Here is a 1,430-nt window from a genome sequence, read left to right on the forward strand (position 1 = left end):
TAAGCTGACTGTTGGGAAGCATGGCTGACCGTGGAACCCGCCCCTACAGTCGCACCGCTAAGAGTCGGGCGTAATATGATTTCACCAATAGACGTTGCCACCTTCTTACCTTTGCATCCTGTCCCGATTTAGCTGCTTGAAATATACTCTTTTGGAGCTTAAAGACTTTCCGATGAACCTTAGTCCATGGGATTTCCTTCCATGCGTTGTTCGTAGTCTTGGTTGGTTTGGACTTGCCAAATCCTCTCTTTGAACTCGCTATCGCCATGTGTACTGCTCTATAAAACTTAAACAAAACCGGACATAGCCGGATATTGATGTTTATTTCTGGCTTCGTCCGGGACTGTCGGCAGCACCCCGTCCACAAGTGTAATCGTCGGAACCAGGCGATTTTTCTAAATTTATACTGGCGTTCAAATCTCTATCAATCTTCAGGCCACAGTTTGGACATTCAAAAGTCCGACGGACTAGGGGCATTTTTTGACGATAACCGCAATTAGAACAAAGTTGACTGGATGGATAAAATCTATCGGCAATAATCAACTTTGAACCATAACGTTCTGCCTTGTAACCTAGTTGCCGACGGAACTCATAAAATGAAGCATCAGCGATAGAACCCGCCAAACCATGATTTTTCAGCATACCTGACACATTCAAATCTTCAATGACGACTTGGCTGTGGTTCTTAGCCAAGAAAGTAGTGATTTTATGAATCGTGTCCCGCCGAATGTTTGCTACTCTTTGATGTAGCTTTTGAACTTTTAAGAGACATTTGGCCCAATTTTTCGAGCCTTTGACTTTGCGACTTAAATGACGTTGTAATCGAGCTAGTTTTTGGGTGGCTGCTTTATAAGCCTTGGGATTAGAGAATTGGGTCCCATCGGAGCAAGTCGCCAAATTGTTAATTCCTAGGTCTACCCCGATTCTCTCTCGATATTTAGGTGTGATTTCTGGTGTGATTTCTACGAAAAAGCTCATATACCAGTCACCTGCTTGGCGCGTTATAGTGACTTTCTTAACCCAACTTTCGGGTAGAGCCTCAAATGTAGAAACCCAGCCCACAAAAGGCAGCTTATGGCGAGTTCCTGACAGATTGAATGGCTTTCCGGAATTGTCAAGCGTAAAACTATCATGGTGGCCTTTCTTCTTAAATTTAGGATAACTGCTTATTCCCTTGAAGAAGCGCTTAAAGGCATCCCCTAGATTAATGAAGGCATATTGATCAACTTTAGAAGACAATTCGGACATCCAAGGATATTGAGGTTTCACATAATTAGTAAAAACCTTTTTAATGGAGTTGATATTAGGCTTGAGTCCCTCTTCATAAGCTGACCTCCATAAGTGTAATCCCCAATTAAACACGAACCGAGCATAACCCGCGTGTTTGGCCATCAAGGTGGCTTGACGGTCATTGAGTTTTAGTTTGGTTC

At 43.1% G+C, this 1,430-nt stretch carries 2 protein-coding genes; both read right to left on the reverse strand.

What is annotated here, in order from left to right; genetic code table 11:
* Window positions 1–43 precede the first annotated feature (43 nt).
* Complete coding sequence (locus P5683_RS24810; RefSeq protein WP_008052085.1) at window positions 44–268, reverse strand: reverse transcriptase N-terminal domain-containing protein; 225 nt, start codon at window positions 266–268, stop codon at window positions 44–46.
* A gap of 53 nt (window positions 269–321) precedes the next feature.
* Window positions 322–1,430 (reverse strand): RNA-guided endonuclease TnpB family protein (locus P5683_RS24815; protein WP_315642085.1); only part of this gene is annotated, 1,109 nt, incomplete at its 5' end.

This window comes from Limnospira sp. PMC 1279.21, from assembly GCF_032349615.1.
Taxonomy (GTDB): Bacteria; Cyanobacteriota; Cyanobacteriia; order Cyanobacteriales; family Microcoleaceae; genus Limnospira; species Limnospira fusiformis.

Coding starts and splice junctions, on each gene's coding strand:
- P5683_RS24810 (WP_008052085.1), bottom strand. CDS start 268: ATGGCGATAGCGAGTTCAAAGAGAGGATTTGGCAAGTCCAAACCAACC.